The organism is Cedecea sp. Ae19-4 (genome assembly GCF_059801165.1).
Window position 1 is genome coordinate 654,506 of the sequence record NZ_JBCHWG010000001.1, and the last position, 23,229, is coordinate 677,734.

A 23,229-nucleotide genomic window follows, 5' to 3' on the forward strand; every position below is an offset into this window, starting at 1 on the left:
ACACAATTAATGGGGAACTACGCGACCGCTTCCGCCTCGTGGGGAACGATCAGGCTGGCATGGTTGCCTTTAGGTCCCTGATGCACATCAAACCTGACAAGCTGTCCGGCTTTTAACGTTCTGTACCCGTCCATTTGAATGGTGGAGTAGTGAGCGAAGATGTCTTCGCCGCCGCCTTCCGGGCAGATGAAACCGAACCCTTTGGCGTTATTGAACCATTTAACAGTACCCGTCTCCATGCTTCGACATCCTTCGTAACTCTTAATAGTGAGATGGAATCAACCGGTGGGTAAGGGCGGGCTGTTCAAAACCTCGCCAACTCACACCGCTACAATGTAGATATTTTATACACTGCGTCAAGCGTCTGGCGGGGCAGGTAAGGCAACAATGAGTCAAAAATTTGAAGCAGTTAACGCTATTGCTATTAATGTGATGTAGCTCGCTTACGGAGATTCGTTACGGGATCGAATACGTTGTCATACGTTTGCGAAAAGCGTATTACACTCAATATAAGGCCTTGCCTGACAGTATGTTGGGCTTCAACAAACGATGATAAATCGCAATGGGTAAGACGAACGACTGGTTGGACTTTGACCAAATGGCGGCGGATAAACTGCGCGAAACGCTAAAACCGCCCTCCATGTATAAAGTTATACTGATGAACGATGACTACACGCCAATGGAATTTGTTATTGACGTACTGCAAAAGTTCTTTTCTTATGATGTTGAACGTGCCACGCAGTTGATGCTCACGGTTCACTATCAGGGTAAAGCTATCTGTGGCATCTTTACTGCAGAAGTAGCGGAAACCAAAGTGGCGTTAGTGAACCAGTATGCAAGGGAGAACGAGTATCCGTTGCTGTGTACGCTAGAAAAGGCCTGACAAGGCCGATAATTTGGGGAGGTGCCTATGCTCAATCAAGAACTGGAACTCAGTTTAAACATGGCTTTCGCCAGAGCGCGCGAGCACCGACATGAGTTTATGACCGTCGAGCATCTGTTACTGGCATTGCTCAGTAACCCATCTGCCCGCGAAGCGCTGGAAGCGTGTTCTGTGGATATGGTGGCGCTGCGGCAGGAGCTCGAAGCCTTCATCGAACAAACTACGCCGGTCCTGCCACCCAACGTTGAAGAGCGCGACACGCAGCCGACGCTAAGCTTCCAGCGTGTGCTGCAGCGAGCGGTGTTCCACGTGCAGTCCTCCGGGCGCAGTGAAGTGACCGGCGCCAACGTGCTGGTTGCCATTTTCAGCGAACAGGAATCCCAGGCAGCCTACCTGCTGCGCAAACATGAAGTAAGCCGCCTCGACGTGGTGAACTTTATCTCTCACGGCACGCGCAAAGACGAACCGAATCAGTCATCGGGTTCTGAAAATCCGGTCAACGAAGAGCAAGCAGGCGGGGAGGAACGTATGGAAAACTTCACCACCAATCTTAATCAGCTTGCGCGCGTGGGCGGGATCGATCCGCTGATTGGCCGCGATAAAGAGCTGGAGCGTGCTATCCAGGTTCTGTGCCGTCGCCGTAAAAATAACCCGCTGCTGGTCGGTGAATCTGGCGTGGGTAAAACGGCTATTGCCGAAGGGCTGGCGTGGCGAATTGTGCAGGGCGATGTGCCGGAAGTGATGGCCGACTGCACCATCTACTCGCTGGATATCGGTTCTCTGCTGGCCGGTACCAAATACCGCGGCGATTTTGAAAAACGTTTTAAAGCGCTGCTGAAACAGCTCGAGCAGGATCAAAACAGCATCCTGTTTATCGATGAAATCCACACCATTATTGGCGCGGGCGCGGCTTCCGGCGGCCAGGTCGATGCCGCTAACCTGATTAAACCGCTGCTCTCCGGCGGTAAAATTCGGGTGATTGGCTCGACGACTTATCAGGAGTTCAGCAACATCTTCGAAAAAGATCGTGCCCTGGCGCGCCGCTTCCAGAAGATTGATATTACTGAGCCAAGCGTTGAAGAAACGGTGCAGATCATCAACGGGCTGAAACCGAAATACGAAGCGCACCACGACGTTCGCTATACCGCGAAGGCGATTCGCGCGGCGGTTGAGCTGGCGGTGAAATACATCAATGACAGGCATCTGCCGGATAAAGCTATCGACGTCATTGATGAGGCGGGCGCACGTAGCCGCCTGATGCCGGTAAGCAAGCGTAAGAAAACCGTTAACGTGGCGGACATCGAAACCGTGGTCGCTCGCATTGCGCGCATCCCGGAAAAAAGCGTTTCCGCGAGCGATCGCGATACGCTGAAAAGCCTGGGCGATCGCCTGAAAATGCTGGTGTTTGGCCAGGATAAAGCGATTGAAGCGCTGACCGAAGCGATCAAGATGAGTCGTGCCGGTTTGGGTCAGGATCATAAACCTGTCGGTTCGTTCCTGTTTGCTGGCCCTACCGGGGTTGGTAAGACGGAAGTCACCGTGCAGCTGGCGAAGTCGCTGGGCATTGAGCTGCTGCGCTTTGATATGTCCGAGTATATGGAACGCCATACCGTGAGCCGTCTGATTGGCGCCCCTCCAGGCTATGTTGGTTTCGATCAGGGTGGGCTGCTGACGGATGCGGTGATTAAGCATCCACATGCGGTTCTGCTGCTCGATGAAATCGAAAAAGCGCACCCGGATGTCTTTAACCTGCTGCTGCAGGTAATGGACAACGGTACGCTGACCGATAACAACGGACGCAAGGCGGACTTCCGCAACGTGATTCTGGTGATGACCACCAACGCCGGGGTGCGGGAAACCGAACGTAAATCTATCGGGCTAATCCGCCAGGACAACAGCACCGATGCAATGGAAGAGATCAAAAAGATCTTTACGCCGGAGTTCCGTAACCGTCTCGACAACATTATCTGGTTCAACCACCTCTCTACCGAGGTGATTCATCAGGTGGTGGATAAGTTTATTGTCGAGCTACAGGTTCAGCTGGATCAGAAAGGTGTTTCGCTGGAAGTGAGCCAGGAAGCGCGTGACTGGCTGGCAGAGAAGGGCTATGACCGCGCGATGGGCGCTCGCCCAATGGCGCGTGTTATCCAGGACAACCTGAAAAAACCGCTGGCCAACGAACTGCTGTTCGGCACCCTTGTTGACGGTGGGCAGGTTACGGTTGCGCTGGATAAAGACCAGCAGCAGTTGACCTTCAACTTTGCGAGTGCGCAGAAGCACAAGCCGGAGGCCGCGCACTAGCGCTGGCTGAGGATGTAAAAAAGGCCGGGCATTGCCCGGCCTTTCTATTACAACGAACTCTCAACGCCGCCCATCTCAGGCCGCGGAATAAAAACTATCAACGGCTACGGAAGACAATGCGGCCTTTGCTCAGGTCGTACGGGGTCAGCTCAACGGTGACTTTGTCGCCCGTCAGAATGCGGATGTAGTTTTTGCGCATTTTACCGGAGATATGAGCGGTAACCACGTGCCCGTTTTCCAGCTCAACGCGGAACATGGTGTTAGGTAACGTATCAAGTACGGTACCCTGCATTTCAATATTGTCTTCTTTGGCCATCTAATCCTCTGGGGTATCACTACCGTAGTTTGAACCGGCAAGATAATGCCGAAGTTCGCTTATCATGTAAAGAATTGTTGGTGAAATCACCAGTGAAAGTGCATTTTGCTTATTACCCGCCGGTTAGCAGCTTGCCGCATGGCAACGTCTGCGACGAAGAACGCAAGGAGATAAATGAGAGGGTATTCCCTTAAACAATAAATCCCAGACAACGGCGGGGTAGCAGGCAAAAGCCACTTAGCGGCGCTAATTATAACACCCTCACATAAAATGTGTTGTTAAACATTATTGCTCAGCGCCTGCGGAACCCAGCAATGAGAGCCCAAGTTCTGGAGGCGAAGTTCCGCTAATGCCTGGAGATACTCTCTGCGAGGAATTTCAATCACGCCCAGCGAAGCCGTATGCTCATTTAATACCTGGCAGTCGATCAATTTGCCGCCGTGGCGAATAAAGTGCTGACAGAAAACCAGCAGCGCCGTTTTGGAGGCATTCACCCGGCGGCTAAACATAGATTCGCCGCAAAATAATGCCCCCTGCGCCACGCCGTACATGCCGCCTACCAGCTCTTTTCCTTCCCATACTTCAACGGAGTGGGCATGGCCTAATTCATGCAGGCGCAAATAAGCTTCTACAATGTCTGCGGTGATCCATGTGCCTTCATTTCGGTCGCTGGCGCAGCCATAGAGTACGCGCTCAAAAGCGTGGTTGAGCGTGACGGTATAAGGCGAAGTGCGATGAAAGCGCTTCATGCTGCGGCTAAGGTGAAACTGCGCCGGGTAAAGAATGGCGCGGGGATCGGGCGACCACCACAAAATAGGATCGCCGGGAGAAAACCACGGAAAGATACCCCGCTGATAGGCCATCAGCAGGCGTGCGGGGGTCAGGTCGCCGCCAAGCGCCAATAACCCATTAGGTTCACGCAACGCGCCTTCCGGCGAAGGAAAGGCAATCGAGTCACGAGACAGCTGTACCAGGCGCATGACGACCAATACTCCAGAGCAATAGAGCAATAATAAATTGATAATAGTCTATTCAGAACGCCTACAGGCGCTGGCGAAATTGATAATAACGTCCGCCGGACGCCATTAATTCAGCGTGATTACCTTGCTCAATTATTTGCCCGTTGTCCATCACAATTATGCTGTCAAAAGCGTTCAAACCGCGCAGGCGGTGAGTGACCATCAGCACCGTTTTATCTCTGGTGACTTCAGCCAACAAATCAAGGATTTGGCGCTCTGTTTCTGCATCCAGGCCTTCGGTAGGTTCATCCAGCAGCATAAGAGGGGCGTTATGCAATATTGCCCTGGCAATCGCAAGGCGACGAAGCTCCCCGCCGGAAAGCTGACGACCCCCTTCGCCAAGCCAGCTATTAAGCCCGCCGTCTTCAAGCAGTTTTTCAAGTCCTACCTGAGTCAGAGCGGTGCTGAGTTGGGTATCGCTGGCCTCTGGAGATGCCAGTAAAAGGTTATCGCGAAGCGTGGCGCTAAACAGGTGTACGCGCTGCGGGACAACGCTCGTTGCTTTGCGCAGAGTGACTTCATCAAAAGCGCTAAGGGCGATGCCGTTAAGTTGAATTTCGCCCTGCTGAGCATCCCATGCGCGGGTCAGTAATTGCAGTAAAGTGGATTTACCGCAGCCGGTTTTACCGAGGATCGCTATTCTCTGCCCGGCGCTGACAGACAGTGAAATGTCTTTCAGTGCAGACTGACTCTGGCCTGGATAAGTAAAACTCAGTTCACGAATGTCCAGAATTGCCCGCCGTTGCTCGGGCTGCGTTGCTTCAGGAAAAATAACTTCAGGTGTCTGGCTGGTGATTTGCGTCACGCGCAGCGCTGAGGCAATGACCTGGCCAAGATGCTGAAAGGCGCCGGTAACCGGGGCCATCGCTTCAAATGCCGCCAGGGCACAAAAGACGAACAGGGCAATCAGCGCGCCGGGAGATTGGCTTTCGCCTACGCCTGCGGATGCCATCCACAGCATCGTCAGTACGGCAATACCACTGATAAGCAGCATGATAGCCTGCGACAGGGCAGTTAACCCGGCCTGGCGACGTTGCGCTTCCTGCCAGCTGTTTTCCGTGGCATCTAACTGTTCGCGCGCGCGGTTTGCTGCGCCGAAAATGGTTAATTCCGCGTGGCTTTGCAGCCAGGAGGTGAGCTGCTGGCGATAGTTACCGCGTTGAACGGTTAGCGCTTCCCCGGTTGGCTGCCCGGCGCGGTAGAACAGCGGCGGCAGAAGGAGCAGGGTCGCGAGTAAAATTCCGCCAAGCGTTAAGGCAAGGGAAACATCAAGGAAACTCAGGCCAAAAGTCACCACCAGGATAACGACAAAAGCGCCGACGAGCGGGGAGATAACCCGCAAATAAAGGTGATCGAGCGTATCGACGTCTGCCACCACGCGATTGAGCAATTCTCCCTGGCGAAAGCGCGCCAGCCCGGCAGGGGAGAGGGGCAGCAGCTTGCTAAAGGTTGACACGCGTAAATGCTGCAGGACGCGGAAGGTAGCATCGTGGCTGACCAGACGCTCAAAATAGCGACCCGCTGTGCGGGTGATAGCCGCCCCGCGAACGCCTGCGGCAGGCAGCATGTAGTTAAAGCTGTAGAGCCCGGCAACGCCCACTACGGCCGAGGCAGAAAGGAACCAGCCGGAGAGCGTTAACAGACCAATGCTGGCAAGCAGCGTGATAATCGCCAGAACAACGCCTAAAGACAGTAACCATTTGTGGCGGCGATAAAGCGCCAGATAAGGCAGCAATGCGCGCATTAGATCTCCTCCTGGCGACTGGCCAGTAATAGAGCAAAGGGGCCTTCTTCAACGGAAAGCTGTTCGAAGTTTCCCTGCTGAACAATCAGCCCGTTCCGCATCACCCAAATTTGATCCCAACTGCTGATGTAGTCCAGTTGGTGAGTCACCATCAGTGTGGTTTGTTTCTGGGACGCTTCCGTGAGCGCTTCCATTACACGCTGTTCGCTGTGGGCATCCAGGCTCGCGGCAGGCTCATCCAGCAATAAAACACCGCAAGGGGAGAGTAAGGCTCTGGCTACGGCCACTCGCTGTGCCTGACCCACGGATAAACGGGTAGACTGATCGCCGATTGGGGTGTCGATACCTTCTGGCAGCTGCGACAGAAACTCTGTTACCGAGGCTTTATCCAGAGCTGCCTGCAAACGAGTGCCGTCCGCTTCTGGCATCCCAAGAAGTACGTTGTCACGTAGGGTAGCCGCCGGTAGCTGCGGATTTTGCCCCACCCAACTAAGCTGTGTGCGCCACCATTCAGGTGAAAGCTGTGCCAGCTCGACGCCATTGACCAGCAACTGCCCCTGATAGGGCAGGAAGCCGGACAGGACATTCAGCAGGGAGCTTTTGCCCGCACCGCTTTGGCCCACCAGTGCCACGCGTTGCCCGGCGGGAAGCATAAAATTCAGCGGTCCGGCCAGCACTTTCCCCTCTGCGGACAGAATTGTCATCTCTCGGGCTTCAAGAGTGAAAGTTCCGTTGCCCGAAAGCTGCACGGTTCCCTGCTCAGGGTGTTGCAGCGGTGCGTCGAGGAAGGTCTTCAGGGTCTCTGCCGCGCCCACGGCCTGAGCCCTGGCGTGATAGAAGGTGCCCATATCACGCAGCGGCTGGAAGAATTCAGGGGCAAGAATGAGCGCCAGGAAGCCAGCGAATAAAGTGACTCCAGCACCATAATGGCCGAAATTCAGCTCGCCAAGGTAAGAGAAGCCGAAATAGACGGCCACCACGGCGATAGATAACGAGGCGAAAAACTCCAGCACGCCGGAAGAAAGAAAGGCCATACGCAGCACTTCCATGGTGCGCTGACGAAAGTCCTGGCTTGCCGCGCGAATATTTTCAGTTTCCGCCGCGCCACGGTTAAATACACGAAGTGTTTCCATCCCGCGAAGACGATCGAGGAAGTGTCCGCTGAGCCTTGCCAGCGCCTGGAAATTACGGCGGTTCGCATCGGCTGCGCCCATGCCTACCAGCGCCATGAAAATAGGGATAAGCGGCGCGGTGCCTAGCAAAATGAGTGCGGCTGCCCAGTTGATCGGGAAAATGGCAATAATAATCAGCAAAGGCACCATGACCGCCAGCGACATCTGCGGCAGGTAGCGCGCGTAGTAGTCGTGCATGTCTTCTATTTGTTCAAGAACCAGCGTAGCCCAGCTCCCCACTGGTTTGCCCTGAATCCAGGCTGGGCCTGCCTGATGTAATCTGTCGAGTACCTGGCGGCGAATTTCCTGGCGAATGTGCAATCCGGCGTGGAATCCGACCTTTTCGCGCAGCCACACGATCCACGCGCGCAGCACAAATACCAGAACCAGCAAAATAAACGGCATGAGCAGTGCTTCACGCGGAATATTTTCCATGATCATGTGCTGGAGAATGCGTGCGAGCAGCCAGGCCTGGGCCACAATCAGTAAACCACTGACCAAACCGAGCAGACGTGACAAGCCGAGCCAACGGCGAGAGATAAGACTTTGCTGTTTTAGCCAGAGGCTAAGTTCTTGCTGACGGGTTTTATTCATCGCGTGCCAGATTCTGGTAGAAGAAGGAATTCTCAGGCAATTTTGACAGGCAATGTTACATGGCAGAAACAAGAAAGGCGACCAGCAAGGCCGCCTTTTTTAACATCTTTAGATTATTTACACTGTTCGGCCAGGCCGTCGAGATAGCGCTCGGCGTCCAGAGCGGCCATGCAGCCGGTTCCGGCAGAAGTGATGGCCTGACGATAAATATGATCCATCACATCGCCTGCGGCAAATACGCCTGGAATACTGGTCTGGGTAGCGTTGCCGTGAATACCGGACTGCACTTTAATGTAGCCGTTTTCCAGCTCCAGCTGGCCGTTGAAGATGGCGGTGTTCGGGCTATGACCGATAGCCACGAACAGCCCTGCAACTTCCAGTTCTTCGGTAACATCGGTGTTTTGCGTGTCGCGCAGGCGAAGGCCGCTGACGCCCATTTGATCGCCTGTGACTTCTTCCAGCGTGCGATGGGTGTGCAGCACAATGTTGCCATTCTGCACTTTATCCATCAGACGGTTAATCAGGATCTTCTCCGCGCGGAAGCTGTCGCGACGGTGGATCAAATGCACTTCTGAAGCGATGTTTGCCAGATAAAGCGCTTCTTCAACTGCGGTATTCCCGCCGCCGATAACCGCGACTTTCTGGTTGCGGTAGAAGAAACCGTCACAGGTGGCGCAGGCAGAAACGCCGCGGCCTTTGAAGGCTTCTTCGGAAGGCAGGCCAAGGTAGCGTGCAGATGCGCCGGTCGCGATGATCAGCGCGTCACAGGTGTATTCGCCGCTGTCGCCCACCAGGCGGAAAGGACGGTTCTGCAGATCGACGCTGGTGATGTGGTCGAACAGAATTTCAGTTTCGAACTTAGCCGCATGCTCGTGCATACGTTCCATCAGTAACGGACCGGTCAGGTCGTTAGGATCGCCAGGCCAGTTTTCGACTTCGGTTGTGGTGGTCAGCTGACCGCCTTTTTCCATCCCGGTAATCAAAACCGGTTTTAAGTTGGCGCGTGCAGCGTAGACCGCTGCGGTATAGCCCGCAGGGCCGGAGCCAAGAATAAGCAGCTTACTGTGTTTAGCTGTGCCCATGAGATCCTCATTGAACGTTTACAGACAATGGGGGTGATTGTAGGGAATTCGTTGCAGTAAAAAAAGAGTGCAGCAATGTTGTTAACGATGTGTGTCATTGATGCTGCCTATAAGCCCAATGAATATCGCCGTCATGTGCATAAATAATCATTGTAATAGCACGGTAATCACGGTGCGAAAATGATGAATAATCATCAGCCAAAAGGAATATCTGGCACGTTCCACTAAAAATAGATGTTTTGCTTTGACAATCCCCTAAGCATTTGCGAAAACATTCGAGGAAGAAAAACATTTGGTGATGTGGAAGCCGCGTGCTCTCGCGCAAACCTGATGCAAATTTACCGAGTTATTGAAATTTACGCATGACGTGGACAGACGCTATGCGTGATGTCGATAGCAGCCGCAAGGCATCGGTCTTCTCACGTACACCCTGAACATTGACGTCACCAGGGTTATGGCAGGTGAAGGAAGGAATAGAGAGAGACAATAATAATGGTAGATAGCAAGAAGCGCCCGGGCAAAGATCTCGACCGTATCGATCGCAATATTCTCAACGAATTGCAAAAGGATGGGCGCATTTCTAACGTTGAGCTTTCAAAGCGTGTTGGGCTTTCGCCGACGCCGTGCCTTGAGCGCGTTCGTCGTCTGGAACGTCAGGGTTTTATTCAGGGCTATACGGCGCTGTTAAACCCGCATTATCTGGATGCCTCGCTGCTGGTATTTGTTGAGATTACTCTGAATCGTGGCGCCCCGGATGTGTTTGAGCAATTTAACGCCGCAGTGCAGAAACTTGAAGAAATTCAAGAGTGTCATCTCGTATCCGGTGATTTCGACTACCTGTTGAAAACACGCGTGCCGGATATGTCGGCGTATCGTAAACTCTTAGGTGAGACCCTGCTGCGTCTGCCGGGCGTGAACGACACCCGTACTTATGTTGTCATGGAAGAGGTCAAACAGAGTAACCGTTTGGTCATTAAGACCCGTTAATACGGGCCAGGTGCAAAATTGGCGTATTTTGGTTACACTCCTGGGAATCCATACAGCAACAGCTCCGGCAGGCCGCCGGTGCTGTTGTCTCCATTGAGTTTAAGGACCTGGAGAGCCTTTCTTGAGCCAGGAATATACCGAAGATAAAGAAGTAACATTGCGGAAACTGAGCAGCGGGCGCCGTTTACTCGAGGCGTTGCTGATCCTTGTTGCCTTATTCGCCATCTATTTGATGGCTGCCTTGCTAAGCTTTAACCCCTCAGACCCTAGCTGGTCGCAAACCGCGTGGCATGAGCCCATCCATAATCTGGGTGGTGCGCCGGGAGCGTGGTTTGCTGATACGCTGTTCTTCATTTTTGGCGTGATGGCCTACACCATTCCGGTGATTATCATCGGGGGCTGCTGGTTCACCTGGCGCCAGCGCGACAGTGAAGAATTCATCGATTATTTTGCCGTTTCGCTGCGCCTGATCGGCGTACTTGCGATGGTGCTGACCTCTTGTGGCCTGGCGGCCATCAATGCGGACGATATTTGGTACTTCGCTTCGGGCGGCGTGCTGGGTAGCTTGCTTAGCACCGCTATGATGCCGCTGTTGAACAGCAGCGGCGGCACAATTGCGCTGCTTTGCGTTTGGGCTGCTGGTCTGACGCTGTTCACCGGCTGGTCCTGGGTCAGCATTGCTGAGAAACTTGGCAGCGCGGTGCTGACCGTGCTGACTTTTGCCAGCAACCGCACCCGCCGGGATAACACCTGGCAGGATGAGGACGAATACGAAGAAGAGCATGACGAAGACGAAGCGCCGCGGGTTTCTGCTGAGAAACGCGAATCTCGCCGGGCGCGTATTTTACGCGGGGCGCTTGCGCGTAAGCAGCGCTTATCGCAGAAGTTTGCTAATCCTAATGGTCGCAAAACGGATGCGGCGTTGTTCTCCGGCAAGCGTATGGATGACGCTGAAGACGATGTGTTGTTCAGCGCTCGTGGTGTAGAAGCGGATCCGAACGATGTGTTGTTCTCCGGGCATAAAGCGACTTTGCCAGAAGATCAGGAATACGATCCGCTGTTCAGTGGACACTCTGCCGTTGAGCCTATTGCAGCGGCTGCCGCGGCAACAACCGTTCACCAGTCGTGGGCTGCACCGGTACCGCCGGTTGCTTCAATGCCTCCAGTATCAACACCGGCACCTGCCGTTGACGCTGAGCATGCTGCCCCAGCGATTGCCTGGGAACCGGCACCGACAACGGTCACGCCAGAACCGGTTATTGCGCCTGCCCCGGATCATTTCACGTCGCCGCACCCGGCAAGCATACAACAGCAGGTTGTTCCTGAGACGCATCAAAGCTGGTCTGAACCCGTTGTGCCAGTGGCTCAGCCAGCCGTTGAACCACAGTCCGTGCCTGAGCCGGTAGAAGAGGTGAAATACGTTCGTCCGCCGATGTACCACTTTGAAGAAGTGGAAGAGAAGCGAGCCCGGGAACGTGAACAGCTTGCGGCGTGGTACCAACCAGTCAATGAGCCAAAGCCTGATCCTTACAGCTATGCGCCAGTAAAACCCGCTAGCCCGGAACCGGTTCAACCTTTGATACCGACATCTGCGCCCGCTTCCACGCCGTTATTGGCACCAGAAATGCCAGTGCCGGATATAACGCAGACTGCATCTGGTATTCAGCAGGCAGTAAAAACTGGGGCTGCAGCGGCAGCATTTTCACCCGTGTTCAGTATCGCCAGCGATGCGCCACGTCCTCAGGTAAAAGAAGGTATTGGCCCTCAACTGCCACGTCCAAACCGGGTACGCGTTCCGACTCGTCGTGAACTGGCGTCCTATGGCATAAAACTGCCTTCCCAGCGAATGGCAGAAGAGCAGGCGAGACTCGCCGAGAACCAGCAGTCTGAAGACAATTACGGCGATGAAGGCGATGCGCTGCAGCAGCACGAACTGGCCCGCCAGTTTGCGGCCCAGCAACAGCAGCGCTATGGCGAAGAGTACGAAGACGAAAGCTGGTCTGAAGAACAGCAGGCCGAGGCGGAAGAGGCAGAACTTGCGCGTCAGTTTGCTGCACAGCAGCAACAGCGCTATAGCGAGCAGCCACAGCAGAATAATGCGCCGTTCTCTCTTGACGACTTTGATTTCCAGTCATCGTTGAAGGAACTGGTGGATGATACGCCGAGCGAGCCGCTGTTTACCCCGAGCTTTGAACCGGCCCCGCAGCCAGTTCAGCACAGTCAACCCGCGGCACAGCCTTCTCAATATGCTCAGGCGGCTCAGCATCAGCCTGCTGCGCCAGAGCCAAAAGAGAGCCTGATCCACCCGTTCTTGATGCGCAACGGTGACGATCGCCCGCTTCAGAAACCGACCACGCCGCTGCCGTCGTTGGATCTACTGACTTCTCCTCCAACTGAGGTTGAACCGGTAGATACCTTTGCAATGGAGCAGATGGCGCGCCTGGTTGAAGCGCGTCTGGCGGATTACCGCATTAAAGCGGATGTAGTGGATTATTCCCCTGGCCCAGTCATTACCCGCTTCGAGCTGGATTTGGCTCCGGGTGTAAAGGCTGCCCGCATCTCTAACCTTTCCCGCGACCTGGCGCGTTCGCTCTCCACCGTCGCCGTGCGTGTGGTTGAGGTTATTCCGGGTAAACCTTACGTAGGCCTTGAGTTGCCTAACAAAAAGCGCCAGACCGTTTATCTGCGTGAAGTGCTCGACTGCGCTAAATTCCGCGACAACGGCTCTCCGTTGACCGTGGTTCTGGGTAAAGACATCGGCGGTGAGCCTGTCGTTGCAGACCTGGCGAAAATGCCTCACTTGCTGGTAGCCGGTACAACGGGGTCCGGTAAGTCGGTTGGCGTAAACGCCATGATCATCAGCATGTTGTATAAAGCAACGCCGGAAGATGTTCGCTTCATTATGATCGACCCGAAAATGCTTGAGCTGTCGGTGTATGAAGGCATTCCACATCTGTTGACCGAAGTGGTTACGGATATGAAAGACGCCGCGAATGCGCTGCGCTGGAGCGTGAACGAGATGGAGCGCCGCTATAAGCTGATGTCCGCGCTGGGCGTGCGAAACCTTGCGGGCTACAACGAACGCGTGCTGGAAGCTGAGCGCATGGGGCGCCCAATCCCTGACCCGTTCTGGAAACCTGGTGACAGCATGGAAGTGAGCCACCCGATGCTGGAGAAACTGCCGTATATCGTGGTGCTGGTGGATGAATTTGCCGACCTGATGATGACGGTAGGCAAAAAAGTAGAAGAGCTGATCGCCCGCCTCGCACAGAAAGCGCGCGCCGCAGGTATTCACCTTGTTCTTGCAACCCAGCGTCCATCGGTTGACGTCATTACCGGCCTGATTAAAGCTAACATCCCAACCCGTATCGCGTTTACGGTGTCGAGCAAAATTGACTCACGCACAATCCTGGATCAGGGCGGCGCTGAATCACTTCTCGGCATGGGGGATATGCTTTATTCCGCGCCAAACTCCACGACGCCGATTCGTGTGCACGGTGCCTTTGTGCGTGATGAAGAAGTGCATGCGGTGGTGCAGGACTGGAAAGCACGTGGCCGTCCGCAGTATATCACCGGCATTACCGATGATGAAGGCAGCGGTGACGGCGGTGGCGGCGGGATGGACGGTGACGAAGAGCTGGATCCGCTGTTCGATCAGGCAGTCGCTTTCGTGGTAGAGAAACGTAAAGCATCTATCTCCGGCGTGCAGCGCCAGTTCCGTATCGGCTACAACCGAGCCGCGAGAATCGTGGAGCAGATGGAAGCGCAGGGGATCGTGAGCCCACAGGGGCATAACGGTAACCGAGAGGTTCTTGCGCCACCTCAGTTTGAGTAATCCGGCCGAGCGCTAGTCCATTGAGCAAAAAAGAGCCGCGCCTGCGGCTCTTTTTGCAAAGATGGGTAAATTACCGGAAAATCAGCTTATTCTTCTGTTGCGGTAGCCGAAGACTTCACTAGAGTGAGCAGCAGAAGTGCCATCGTCAGGTGGTCAATGAATCCAGAGGGAACATAATGAAAAAAATCGTAATTGCCTGTGCGCTGTTAGCCGGCCTGACCGCAACCGGAGCCTGGGCTGACGCAGCCGGGGATTTGCAGGGTCGCCTTGATAAAGTTGGCAGCTTCCACGCAAGCTTCACCCAGAAAGTCACCGATGGTAGCGGCGCTGCCGTGCAGGAAGGCCAGGGCGATCTGTGGGTTAAGCGCCCAAACCTGTTCAACTGGCACATGACTCAGCCCGATGAAAGCATCCTCGTTTCCGACGGTAAAACCCTGTGGTTCTACAACCCGTTTGTTGAGCAGGTTACGGCTACCTGGCTAAAAGACGCCACCAGCAATACGCCGTTTATGCTGATTGCCCGCAACCAGTCCAGCGACTGGAAGCAATACAACATTAAGCAGAACGGCGATGACTTTGTGCTGACGCCAAAAAGCAGCTCGGGTAACCTGAAGCAGTTCACCATCAACGTCGGCCGAGACGGCACTATCCATCAGTTCAGCGCCGTAGAGCAGGATGACCAGCGCAGCAGCTATACTTTGAAGGCTCAGCAAAACGGCGCAGTGGATGCCGGTAAGTTTACGTTCACCCCGCCAAAAGGCGTCACGGTGGACGACCAACGTAAGTAGAGGCTTGAGTGAGCAATCTGTCGCTCGATTTTTCAGAGAATACCTTCCAGCCGCTGGCCGCGCGTATGCGGCCAGAAAATCTGGCGCAGTACATCGGCCAGCAGCATCTGCTGGCTGATGGAAAACCGCTGCCCCGAGCCATTGAAGCAGGTCATCTGCATTCCATGATTCTTTGGGGGCCGCCGGGCACCGGTAAAACAACCCTCGCCGAAGTGATTGCTCGCTATGCCAGCGCGGATGTTGAACGTATTTCTGCGGTAACCTCAGGCGTGAAAGATATTCGTGAGGCCATCGAACGTGCGCGGCAGAACCGCAATGCCGGGCGCCGCACCATTCTTTTTGTCGACGAAGTTCACCGCTTCAACAAAAGCCAGCAGGATGCCTTCCTGCCGCATATCGAAGACGGCACCATTACTTTTATTGGTGCGACAACCGAAAACCCTTCTTTTGAACTCAACTCGGCGCTGCTTTCCCGTGCCCGCGTGTATCTACTGAAATCACTGACCGTGGCGGATATTGAACTGGTGCTCGATCAGGCGATGAACGATAAAGCCAGGGGCTACGGCGGGCAAAATATCATCCTGCCGGACGAAACGCGTAAAGCCATTGCCGAGCTGGTTAACGGCGATGCGCGCCGGGCGTTAAATACGCTCGAAATGATGGCGGATATGGCTGAAGTTGACGCCAGCGGCAACCGGATTTTGCAAACCCAATTGCTAACGGAGATTGCTGGTGAACGCAGTGCGCGTTTCGATAATAAAGGCGATCGTTTTTACGATCTGATTTCAGCGGTACATAAATCAATTCGCGGTTCTGCCCCGGATGCCGCTCTTTACTGGTACGCGCGTATTATTAGCGCAGGTGGCGATCCGCTCTACGTTGCGCGGCGCTTACTGGCGATTGCCTCTGAAGACGTTGGTAACGCGGATCCCAGAGGTATGCAGGTGGCCATTGCCGCCTGGGATTGCTTCACCCGCGTAGGGCCAGCGGAAGGGGAGAGGGCTATTGCTCAGGCGATTGTTTATCTGGCCTGCGCCCCGAAAAGCAACGCCGTTTATACCGCATTCAAAGCTGCAATGGCGGATGCGCGCGAACGCCCCGATTATGACGTGCCCGTCCATCTGCGTAACGCCCCAACGAAATTAATGAAAGAAATGGGCTATGGCCAGGAATACCGTTACGCCCATGACGAGCCCAATGCCTATGCCGCCGGGGAAGACTATTTCCCACCTGAAATGGCGCAAACTCGCTACTATCGGCCGACCAACAGAGGTCTGGAAGGGAAGATTGGCGAAAAGCTAGCCTGGCTGACCGAGCAGGATCAGAAAAGCCCCACAAAACGCTACCGCTAATGCAGGCGTTGCGGTAAGGTTAGCAAGACTATCAAAGCGGTCGCAGGCTGTGGCCGCACTCCTATAAATTCAATTCGATAAGCACAGGATAAGCATGCTCGATCCCAATCTGCTGCGTACAGAGCCAGACGCAGTCGCTGAAAAACTGGCACGCCGGGGCTTTAAGCTGGATGTAGACACGCTGCGCTCTCTGGAAGAGCGTCGTAAAGTACTGCAGGTCAAAACGGAAAATCTGCAGGCTGAACGTAACTCGCGATCGAAATCCATCGGCCAGGCGAAAGCGCGCGGAGAAGACATTGAGCCGCTGCGCCTGCAGGTTAACCAGCTGGGTGAAGAGCTGGATGAAGCGAAAAACGAGCTTGATTCTCTGCTGGCAGAAATTCGCGATATGTCGCTGACATTGCCAAACATTCCTGATGACTGCGTGCCATTGGGCAAAGACGACAGCGAAAACGTCGAAGTCAGCCGCTGGGGCGAGCCGCGTAAATTTGATTTCGAAGTGCGCGATCACGTCACCCTGGGCGAAATGGCAAAAGGCCTGGACTTCGCTGCGGCGGTTAAACTCACCGGTTCCCGCTTTGTAGTCATGCAGGGGCAGGTGGCGCGTATGCACCGTGCGCTGAGCCAGTTTATGCTGGATCTGCACACCGAGCAGCACGGTTACATGGAAAACTATGTTCCGTATCTGGTTAACCAGGACACGCTGTACGGTACCGGCCAGTTGCCTAAATTTGGCGGTGACCTGTTCCATACTCGTCCGCTGGAAGAAGAAGCGGACAGCAGCAACTATGCGCTGATCCCTACCGCAGAAGTGCCGCTGACCAACCTGGTTCGCGACGAGATCATCGACGAAGATTCCCTGCCGCTGAAGCTGACTGCGCACACGCCGTGCTTCAGGTCTGAAGCTGGATCCTATGGCCGTGATACTCGCGGGCTGATTCGTATGCACCAGTTCGACAAAGTTGAGATGGTGCAGATAGTTCGCCCTGAAGACTCTATGGATGCGCTGGAAGAGATGACCGGCCACGCGGAAAAGGTTCTGCAACTGCTGGGGCTGCCATACCGTAAAGTGCTGCTTTGCAGCGGTGATATCGGTTTCGGTGCGCGCAAAACTTACGATCTGGAAGTCTGGCTGCCGGCACAGGATACGTACCGTGAGATCTCTTCCTGTTCCAACTGCTGGGACTTCCAGGCTCGCCGCCTGCAGGCCCGCTGTCGCAGTAAAGCAGACAAGAAAACTCGCCTGGTTCACACCCTGAACGGTTCTGGTCTGGCAGTTGGCCGTACTCTGGTCGCCGTCCTGGAAAACTACCAGCAGGCTGATGGCCGCATTCAGGTACCAGAAGTGCTGCGTCCTTACATGAATGGCCTGGAATACATCGGGTAATCCGCCGTTTGTGATGCATTGAAAAAGCGCCTAAGGGCGCTTTTTTTATACCCTAATTCCGAGGTTTTACGTCAACACCGCCTTTCTTGATACCAGACAATAACCCCTACTCCCAAAGAAGTATTATTGCTCACCGGAAGCGGGTGATGATTGTTCAATTAAAACTTACATCTAATCATCATTTGACGGCCGTGCTTCACAAGGCGTGACGCGGCCAGGTCAATCCTTCAATAAAAATATACCGGACACCCCTTTCACCCTTTAGCTGCGCAACGGAATGTGGGCTCTCAACCCGCGTGACCGCTGTCGGCTTATTTCAACTGTGAGCAAAACAAGTAGGTCACTATGACTGATAAAACCCCTAACGCGATCCTCGCGGCAGAGGTCAGCCGTCGTAAGCTGGTCCAAACCACGGCAATCGGTGGTTTAGCTGCTGCAACTAGCGCCTTCTCACTCCCCTTCTCTCGGCTCACTTTTGCCGCTCAAACCGTTAATCCCGGTAGCAGTGGAAAAGTGGTCTGGAGCGCCTGTACGGTGAACTGTGGCAGCCGCTGCCCGTTGCGTATGCATGTGGTGGATGGCGAAATTAAATATGTCGAAACCGATAACACCGGCGATGACGATTATGAAGGTTTACACCAGGTTCGGGCCTGCCTGCGTGGTCGCTCTATGCGCCGACGGGTCTATAATGCTGACCGCCTGAAATACCCGATGAAACGCGTTGGCGCGCGTGGCGAAGGGAAGTTCGAGCGCATTAGCTGGGATGAAGCGTTTGATACCATTGCCCACAGCATGCAGAGCATCATTAAAGAGCATGGTAACGAAGCTATTTATCTGAACTACGGTACCGGTACGCTGGGTGGAACCATGACGCGTTCCTGGCCGCCGGGTTCCACGCTGATTGCTCGCCTGATGAATTGCTGCGGGGGCTACCTCAATCATTACGGGGACTATTCCACCGCACAGATTGCCGCCGGTCTGAATTATACCTACGGCGGCTGGGCGGACGGCAACAGCCCATCCGATATTGAAAACAGCAAGCTGGTGGTGCTGTTCGGCAATAATCCGGGCGAAACGAGGATGAGCGGTGGCGGGGTAACTTATTACCTCGAACAGGCTCGCCAAAAGTCCAATGCCCGAATGATCATTATTGACCCACGTTACACCGACACCGGCGCAGGCCGGGAAGACGAGTGGATCCCTATTCGCCCTGGCACCGATGCGGCGCTGATTTCCGCACTGGCGTGGGTCATGATTGACGAAAACCTAGTAGATCAGGCCTTTCTGGACAAATACTGCGTGGGCTATGATGAAAAAACGCTCCCGGCCGGTGCGCCGCGCAATGGCCACTACAAAGCTTATATCCTGGGTCAGGGAGCTGACGGCATTGCCAAGACGCCTGAATGGGCTTCGCAGATAACCGGTATTCCGACCGATCGTATTATCAAACTTGCCCGGGAAATTGGCAGTGCTAAACCGGCCTTTATCAGCCAGGGGTGGGGGCCGCAGCGTCACTCCAACGGCGAGCTGGTTTCCCGCGCAATCGCCATGCTTTCTATCCTGACCGGTAACGTCGGTATTCACGGGGGCAACAGCGGGGCGCGTGAAGGCTCTTATAGCCTGCCGTTCGTGCGAATGCCTACGCTGGAAAACCCGGTTCAAACCAGTATTTCCATGTTTATGTGGACCGATGCCATCGAACGCGGCGCGCAGATGACAGCCACCCGCGACGGCGTGCGTGGTAAAGAGAAACTGGATGTACCGATTAAAATGGTCTGGAACTATGCCGGGAATTGCCTGATTAACCAGCATTCTCAGATCAACCGCACGCACGACATTCTGCAGGATGATAAAAAATGCGAAATGATCGTGGTAATCGACAACCATATGACGTCCTCTGCGAAATACGCCGATATTCTTCTGCCGGATTGCACGGCCTCTGAGCAGATGGATTTCTGCCTCGATGCTTCCTGCGGCAACATGTCTTATGTGATTTTTGCTGAACAGGCCATCAAGCCGCGTTTTGAATGCAAAACCATCTATGAAATGACGACCGAACTGGCGAAGCGTATGGGTGTGGAGCAGCGTTTCACGGAAGGACGGACGCAGGAAGGCTGGATGCGTCACCTGTATGTTCAATCTCAGGCAGCGATCCCTGAGCTGCCGAGCTTTGATGAGTTCCGCCAATTGGGGATGTTTAAAAAGCGTGACCCGGAAGGGCATCACGTCGCCTACAAAGCCTTCCGTGAAGATCCCCATGCCAACCCATTAACGACGCCGTCAGGGAAAATTGAGATCTATTCCGCTCAGCTTGCGGATATTGCCGCCACCTGGGAACTGCCGGAAGGGGATGTCATCGACCCGCTGCCGGTTTATAGCGCTGGTTTTGAGAACGTTGGCGATCCGCTGGCGGAAAAATGGCCGCTGCAGCTAACCGGCTTCCATTACAAAGCGCGGACGCACTCGACCTATGGCAACGTTGACGTGCTGAAGGCTGCCTGTCGCCAGGAGATGTGGATCAACCCGCTTGATGCAAAACAGCGCGGCATCGCCAATGGTGATGAAGTCCGTATTTTTAACGACCGCGGGGAAGTCCGCATTAGCGCCAAAGTGACGCCACGCATCATTCCTGGCGTTGTCGCCTTAGGGGAAGGCGCCTGGTATAGCCCCGATGTCAATAAAGTCGACCGCGGGGGCAGCATCAATGTGTTGACCACCCAGCGCCCGTCACCGCTGGCAAAAGGCAATCCATCCCACAGTAACCTGGTCCAGGTTGAAAAGGCGTAAGGAGCAGTAAATGACAACCCAATATGGCTTTTATATCGACTCCAGTCGCTGCACCGGCTGCAAAACCTGCGAACTGGCGTGCAAGGATTTTAAGAACCTGAGTCCGGAAGTTAGCTATCGCCGCATTTATGAATATGCGGGCGGTAACTGGCAGGAAGATAACGGTGTTTTCCACCAGGATGTTTTCGCCTACTACCTTTCTATCTCCTGTAACCACTGTGAAGATCCGGCCTGTACTAAGGTCTGCCCGAGCGGCGCCATGCACAAGCGGGAAGATGGGTTTGTGGTGGTGAACGAAGAGGTTTGTATCGGCTGCCGCTACTGCCATATGGCGTGTCCGTACGGTGCGCCGCAGTACAACGAAGAGAAAGGCCACATGACCAAGTGCGACGGCTGCTATGAGCGCGTTGCCGAGGGGAAAAAGCCGATTTGTGTGGAATCCTGCCCGTTGCGAGCGCTGGATTTAGCACCTGTCGACGAATTACGCAAAAAGTACGGGACTCAGGCCGCCATTGCGCCGCTGCCTGCATCGCACTTCACAAAACCAAATATCGTGATTAAACCTAACGCCAACAGCCGCCCAAGTGGGGATACCAGCGGTTATCTGGCCAACCCGAAGGAGGTGTGAGATGGGAAACGGATGGCATGAATGGCCGCTGATGGTCTTTACGGTGTTAGGCCAGTGCGTTGCGGGCGGGTTTATCGTTATGGCATTGGCGCTATTGTATGGCGTGAAGGACAGGGCGGTTCGCAAGCGCGCCGAATTGCTGATGGTGGTGCTATGGATCCTGATGGGCATCGGCTTTATTGCCTCAATTCTGCATCTCGGCTCGCCGCTGCGAGCGTTCAACTCCCTGAATCGCCTCGGCAGTTCAGCGCTGAGCAATGAAATTGCCAGCGGATCGGTATTCTTTGCGGTGGGTGGTTTCTGGTGGCTTTTGACCGTGCTCGGAAAAATGCCTCAGGCACTCAGCAAAGTCTGGGTCGTAATCACCATGATTCTGGGCGTGGTATTTGTCTGGATGATGAGTCGGGTTTACCTGATTGACACAGTTCCGACCTGGTTTAGCGTCTGGACGCCGCTGAGCTTCTTCCTGACGATGTTTATCGGTGGTCCACTGCTGGGCTATTTGCTGCTTTCTGCAGCCGGGGTTAGCGGTTGGGGGATGCGTATATTGCCTGTCGTCTCACTGCTTGCTTTGCTGGTTAGCATGGTTGTTGTGCTGATGCAGGGGATGGAACTGGCTACGCTGCATAACTCTATTCAACAGGCATCTGCGCTGGTGCCGGAGTACGGTTCGCTGATGGCCGGGCGGATGGTTCTGCTGGTGATTGCTCTGGTCGGCTGGATTGTACCGCAGCTGAAAGGCTCTCGGCCTGGCGTCGGTCTGCTGACGCTGGCGATGGTCTTGATGATTGCAGGTGAACTTATCGGTCGCGGCGTTTTCTACGGGCTGCATATGACGGTTGGTATGGCGATAGCGAGCTAACATTTCATCGAGTTATAAGCGCGTCTGAGGGCGCGCTTTTTCATCTTCTCGCATAAGAAAATTTCACCTGAATATCCATGAAATTTTTGATTGCTCATTTTGACCTGCTTCCCGCTATATCGCATCAAAAACAGCGAGATACAATTTACGTGACTCCGGTCACTTATTAGCAGGATAAGTTTTTCAAATCGTACCCGCTCAAACCCTCCATACCCCCCATTATTGCTGGATTGACAATCAATTTACCGGTGGCATGATGCGCACAAATTTCCTGATTTCCTCACGGTTTGATACCCATGACCACCTATACCCGTCCCGTATTGCTCCTGCTTTGCGGGCTTTTGCTGCTGACTCTGGCGATGGCGGTTTTAAACACGCTCGTCCCGCTTTGGCTGGCTCACGATAATCTTCCTACGTGGCAGGTCGGGATGGTGGGCTCCGCCTACTTTACCGGCAACCTGGTCGGGACATTGATTACCGGATGGGTGATTAAGCGCCACGGGTTTAACCGCAGCTACTATCTTGCCTCCATTATCTTTGCCGTGGGCTGTATTGGCCTCGGGCTGATGGTTGGTTTCTGGAGCTGGATGGTCTGGCGCTTTGTGGCCGGCGTGGGCTGCGCCATGATTTGGGTTGTGGTTGAAAGCGCCCTGATGTGCAGCGGGACTTCCCGCAACCGTGGCCGTCTGCTGGCGGCTTATATGACCGTTTACTACATCGGGATGGTGGTCGGCCAACTGATGGTCAGCAAGCTTTCTACTGAGCTGATGAACGTTCTGCCCTGGGCTACCGCGCTGGTGCTGGCCGCTATTCTACCATTGCTGTTTACCCATATCGTGAGCGATGGGGATGAACATCGGGATAACACGCCGGTCTGGCCGATGCTGCGTCTGCGCCAGGCTCGACTGGGCGTGAACGGCTGCATTATGTCAGGTATCGTACTCGGCTCTCTGTATGGTCTGATGCCGTTGTATTTGAACCATCAGGGCGTGAGCGACTCCGGTATTGGTTTCTGGATGGCGCTGATGATCAGCGCGGGTATTGTTGGTCAGTGGCCTATGGGGCGTCTGGCGGACAAATATGGCCGTCTGCTGGTGCTGCGTGTGCAGGTGTTTGTGGTGATTCTCGGCTGTCTGGCGATGCTCAGCAACGCCGCCATGGGGCCTGCGCTATTCGTTCTGGGGGCTTTTGGTTTCACGCTCTACCCGGTGGCGATGGCCTGGGCTTGCGAAAGGATTGAGCGTCATCAGCTGGTGGCGATGAATCAGGCGCTGTTGCTGAGCTACACCATCGGGAGCTTAATTGGGCCGACAGTGACTGCGCTGCTGATGCAAAACTACTCTGATAACGTGCTGTTTATCATGATGGCCACAGTGTCATTTGTTTACCTGATGATGCTGCTGCGTAAGGCGGGCCATCATCCAACCCCGGTGGCTCACGCTTAATCAGCTTGCCGCGTCTATAGACCCGATCTCATGGGCGTTTGTGGCTG

Annotated in this window: 17 protein-coding genes; 11 read left to right on the top strand and 6 right to left on the bottom strand. The window is 54.5% G+C overall.

Going from position 1 to position 23,229, the window contains the following annotated elements:
- Nucleotides 1–17: 17 nt before the first annotated feature.
- Nucleotides 18–239, bottom strand: a complete 222-nt coding sequence (cspD, locus tag AAIE02_RS03070) for a cold shock-like protein CspD (RefSeq protein ID WP_008461102.1) — start codon at nt 237–239, stop codon at nt 18–20.
- Between the two features lie 323 nt (nt 240–562).
- Between cspD and clpS the strand changes: the two genes are divergently transcribed.
- Together clpS and clpA are read left to right on the top strand one after the other, a co-directional pair.
- On the top strand, nt 563–883 hold the full coding sequence (gene clpS / locus AAIE02_RS03075; RefSeq protein WP_008461103.1) for an ATP-dependent Clp protease adapter ClpS: 321 nt from the start codon (nt 563–565) through the stop codon (nt 881–883).
- 27 nt (nt 884–910) lie between these two features.
- Nucleotides 911–3,184: an ATP-dependent Clp protease ATP-binding subunit ClpA gene (gene clpA, locus AAIE02_RS03080; RefSeq protein WP_166875461.1), complete on the top strand. Its 2,274-nt coding sequence runs from the start codon at nt 911–913 to the stop codon at nt 3,182–3,184.
- A 97-nt stretch (nt 3,185–3,281) separates the two neighbouring features.
- On the opposite strand, the gene infA is transcribed toward clpA, so the two are convergent.
- From infA to trxB, 5 genes are all read right to left on the bottom strand, one after another.
- Complete coding sequence (gene infA / locus AAIE02_RS03085; protein WP_002211347.1) at nt 3,282–3,500, bottom strand: translation initiation factor IF-1; 219 nt, start codon at nt 3,498–3,500, stop codon at nt 3,282–3,284.
- A gap of 278 nt (nt 3,501–3,778) precedes the next feature.
- Complete coding sequence (aat, locus tag AAIE02_RS03090; RefSeq protein ID WP_498531953.1) at nt 3,779–4,480, bottom strand: leucyl/phenylalanyl-tRNA--protein transferase; 702 nt, start codon at nt 4,478–4,480, stop codon at nt 3,779–3,781.
- Between the two features lie 61 nt (nt 4,481–4,541).
- On the bottom strand, nt 4,542–6,263 hold the full coding sequence (gene cydC / locus AAIE02_RS03095) for a heme ABC transporter ATP-binding protein/permease CydC (protein WP_498531954.1): 1,722 nt from the start codon (nt 6,261–6,263) through the stop codon (nt 4,542–4,544).
- Nucleotides 6,263–8,029 carry a heme ABC transporter permease/ATP-binding protein CydD gene (gene cydD, locus AAIE02_RS03100; protein WP_008461111.1) on the bottom strand — a complete coding sequence of 589 codons (1,767 nt, stop codon included), beginning with the start codon at nt 8,027–8,029 and terminating at the stop codon, nt 6,263–6,265. Before cydD ends, cydC begins: the two co-directional genes overlap by 1 nt.
- Before the next feature lie 113 nt (nt 8,030–8,142).
- Entirely contained in the window at nt 8,143–9,111 is a 969-nt protein-coding gene (trxB, locus tag AAIE02_RS03105) for a thioredoxin-disulfide reductase (RefSeq protein ID WP_336817855.1), read from the bottom strand.
- A 492-nt stretch (nt 9,112–9,603) separates the two neighbouring features.
- Here trxB and lrp point away from each other — a divergent pair, with 492 nt between their 5' ends.
- The 9 genes from lrp (at nt 9,604) to AAIE02_RS03150 (ending at nt 23,182) form a co-directional block, all read left to right on the top strand.
- Nucleotides 9,604–10,098 carry a leucine-responsive transcriptional regulator Lrp gene (gene lrp, locus AAIE02_RS03110; protein WP_000228469.1) on the top strand — a complete coding sequence of 165 codons (495 nt, stop codon included), beginning with the start codon at nt 9,604–9,606 and terminating at the stop codon, nt 10,096–10,098.
- A 121-nt stretch (nt 10,099–10,219) separates the two neighbouring features.
- A complete protein-coding gene (locus AAIE02_RS03115; RefSeq protein WP_498531955.1) occupies nt 10,220–13,933 on the top strand; it encodes a DNA translocase FtsK 4TM domain-containing protein in 3,714 nt (1,237 codons plus the stop codon).
- Nucleotides 13,934–14,109: 176 nt separating this feature from the next.
- A complete protein-coding gene (gene lolA, locus AAIE02_RS03120; protein WP_166995483.1) occupies nt 14,110–14,721 on the top strand; it encodes an outer membrane lipoprotein periplasmic chaperone LolA in 612 nt (203 codons plus the stop codon).
- Between the two features lie 8 nt (nt 14,722–14,729).
- The gene (locus AAIE02_RS03125; RefSeq protein ID WP_166995484.1) at nt 14,730–16,073 is read left to right on the top strand and encodes an AAA family ATPase; all 1,344 of its coding nucleotides are present in this window, start codon (nt 14,730–14,732) and stop codon (nt 16,071–16,073) included.
- A 94-nt stretch (nt 16,074–16,167) separates the two neighbouring features.
- Nucleotides 16,168–17,460 carry a serine--tRNA ligase gene (gene serS / locus AAIE02_RS03130; protein ID WP_498531956.1) on the top strand — a complete coding sequence of 431 codons (1,293 nt, stop codon included), beginning with the start codon at nt 16,168–16,170 and terminating at the stop codon, nt 17,458–17,460.
- Nucleotides 17,461–17,805: 345 nt separating this feature from the next.
- Entirely contained in the window at nt 17,806–20,247 is a 2,442-nt protein-coding gene (dmsA, locus tag AAIE02_RS03135; protein ID WP_498531957.1) for a dimethylsulfoxide reductase subunit A, read from the top strand.
- 10 nt (nt 20,248–20,257) lie between these two features.
- Nucleotides 20,258–20,875: a DMSO/selenate family reductase complex B subunit gene (locus AAIE02_RS03140; RefSeq protein ID WP_008461158.1), complete on the top strand. Its 618-nt coding sequence runs from the start codon at nt 20,258–20,260 to the stop codon at nt 20,873–20,875.
- A 1-nt stretch (nt 20,876) separates the two neighbouring features.
- The gene (locus tag AAIE02_RS03145; RefSeq protein ID WP_336983278.1) at nt 20,877–21,737 is read left to right on the top strand and encodes a dimethyl sulfoxide reductase anchor subunit family protein; all 861 of its coding nucleotides are present in this window, start codon (nt 20,877–20,879) and stop codon (nt 21,735–21,737) included.
- A 296-nt stretch (nt 21,738–22,033) separates the two neighbouring features.
- Nucleotides 22,034–23,182 carry an MFS transporter gene (locus AAIE02_RS03150; protein ID WP_336983277.1) on the top strand — a complete coding sequence of 383 codons (1,149 nt, stop codon included), beginning with the start codon at nt 22,034–22,036 and terminating at the stop codon, nt 23,180–23,182.
- Nucleotides 23,183–23,229: the final 47 nt, after the last annotated feature.